The organism is Flavobacterium sp., from assembly GCF_035760125.1.
Taxonomy (GTDB): domain Bacteria; phylum Bacteroidota; class Bacteroidia; order Flavobacteriales; family Flavobacteriaceae; genus Flavobacterium.
Window position 1 is genome coordinate 1 of sequence record NZ_DASTTN010000413.1, and the last position, 2,384, is coordinate 2,384.

Below are 2,384 nucleotides of genomic sequence, written 5' to 3' on the forward strand. Positions count from 1 at the left end.
GATGGATTCCTGCTGTCCGCTATATTCCATCCCGCAGAAAAAGCGGGATGGGATGCCACTTCCATCAGGGCTAAACAGCCGGCATATTCAATTTTTGGAAAAAAAGCCTAACATTAGGCAGAAAGAAAAAAAAAGATGCTATGGAAGAAGTTTGGGATATTTAAAAAAGGAGTTGTTACGATATAATGTTCATTTTCTTGATGAAATCTTTATAGGTATCACTAAGGTTTATTTTGTGGTTACCTTTAAGGATGATTAGATTATCAGCCAGGATGATTTCTTCAATTTTATCAGCGTTTACGATGTAGTTTCTGTGGGTTCTGATAAATTTGTCTTTATCCAGAAGCGCACTGATTTTTGTTAGTGAAATCAAGATGACAAATTTTTCTTTTTCGGTAATGATGTTACAATAGCGTTCTTCTACTTCTATGTAGATGATGTCTTGTAAAGACACTTTTTTCAAAGCATTTTTCTTTTTGATGAATAGATAATCATTGCTGATTACGGTGTTTTGGTCTTCACTCAAAAATACATTGGTTTGTTCGTAGAATTTTTCGACAGCCATTTCAAGAGCATATAGAATTTCCAGCTCATTGAAGGGCTTCATCAGGAAACTGAAAGGTTTGGTGAGTTTGGCTCTTTCAAAAATCTGACGGTCTTGAGAACTAGTCAAAAAAACAAAAGGTTTGGATGCGTTTGGTACAATGTTGATGGTTTCGGCAAAGGTTATGCCATCTGGTTTTCCGTCGAGAAAAACATCTATAACAATGATGTCCACGGTATTTTGATAGAATAAAGTCAGTGCATCAGTATAATTTTGGGCAACACCTACAATATTGTATTTATTAGCCAGTAAGACTTTGCTGAGTGCATCACTTTGTTCTGGCGTGTCTTCTATAATAAGTACATTGATGTTATCCATTTTGTTCTGTTTTTGGGAACGTCAATATTATTTTGGTTCCTTTGTTGGGTTCGCTTTCTATGGCTAGCGTTCCGCCATTTTTCTTGATCATTTGTTTGCACAATTGCATGCCTAAACCAGTTCCTATAATCTCCGAATTGCTTTTCTTGGCCAGTAACTCATTTTCCTGTAGCAATTCGTTTATGGTGTCTTGATTCATTCCTAAACCGCTGTCCTGAATCACGAGTTGACAAAAATTAGTATTTGTTTCTATTGTATAAATCCTAATCTCACCATTATCATGGGAGAATTTGATAGCATTGTCTAGCAGATTGCGCAATACAATTTTTAGCGAATCGAGATCTACGAATATAAAACTATTTTTGGAAACGGCATTCTCAAAAGTTATGGTTCTGTCGAGTAGTAACGGTTTGTAGTTGTATTCTATTTGTTGCACGATTGAATGTAGGTGAACTGAATCTTTATGGAAATACAATTGCTTGGTTTGCAACAAAGCCCAATGAAGTAAGTTGTCTAGTAAACTGTAAGCGCCGTTTGCAATCGCGCTATTTTGATGTAGGAGTTGGTCGAGTTGGTTGTAGTTTTTGGTTTCTAGAGAAGCGGTTAATTTGGTGTTGCTAGTTTTTAAGGCGTTGACAGAGGAACGCAAATCATGACTCACAATAGAGAACAATTGATCCTTAGTCGCGTTGAGTTCGTCCAGTTTTACTTTTTGGGCAAGGATGATTTTCGCATTTTTTACTTTTTGGGCATAGACATAAACACCTCCTACTAGAAGTAATAATAAGCCCAGCGTGGAAAAAAACATAGTATTACGTTGGGTATCTTTTAGTTTGTTCTCAATCTTAAGTACAGAGATTTGTTTTTGTTTTTGTGCTACGGCATATTTTTTCTCGTAATCTGCGAGTGCCCACACTTTGTTTTGGTTGTTGAGGGAGTCTTTCCATTTTCCGGATTCTTTTCTGTAAGCTAAAGCTTCTTTGAAGTTGCCTCTATTTTCCTCTACAACTGCCATGTTTAATGATGCTTTTCTTTTAGCATCAAAATCTTTAATATTTTGTGACAATTGATAAGCTTTTTCGAAATAACTTATAGCTTCCAAATCCTTGTATTGTTCATAATAAAGATTGGCAGTATTTGTATAGGTATCAAATAGAGACAGAGTATCAGTTTTGGATTGCAATAATTTAGTATTTTTTAATAAATAGTCTTCTGCTTTGTCAAATTGTTTTAAATGGATGTAGCAAATTCCTATATTTTCATAGATATTACCGATTTGAGCTTTTCTTTTTTCTTTTATTAATGAACTTTCTGCTTTTAGGTAATAATCAATTGCTTTTTGGTATTTTTCAAGGCTTAAATAGATAACACCAAAATTGTAATAAACAAATGGGTAAAATGAAAATTTTTCAGAAACTTGAACAAGTTCTTTTTCCGCTTCTTTATATAGCTTTTTTTCTCT

At 34.4% G+C, this 2,384-nt stretch carries 2 protein-coding genes; both read right to left on the minus strand.

The window, feature by feature from the left end; genetic code table 11:
- Positions 1 to 175: 175 nt before the first annotated feature.
- Positions 176 to 922 carry a response regulator transcription factor gene (locus VFS71_RS14585; RefSeq protein ID WP_326402132.1) on the minus strand — a complete coding sequence of 249 codons (747 nt, stop codon included), beginning with the start codon at positions 920 to 922 and terminating at the stop codon, positions 176 to 178.
- A partial coding sequence (locus VFS71_RS14590; protein ID WP_326402133.1) for a tetratricopeptide repeat-containing sensor histidine kinase occupies positions 915 to 2,384 on the minus strand: 1,470 nt, incomplete at its 5' end. The genes VFS71_RS14585 and VFS71_RS14590, both read right to left, overlap by 8 nt.

Excerpts from the sequence above, each read along its gene's own strand:
- VFS71_RS14585 (WP_326402132.1), bottom strand. The coding sequence starts at position 922 with ATGGATAACATCAATGTACTTATTATAGAAGACACGCCAGAACAAAGT.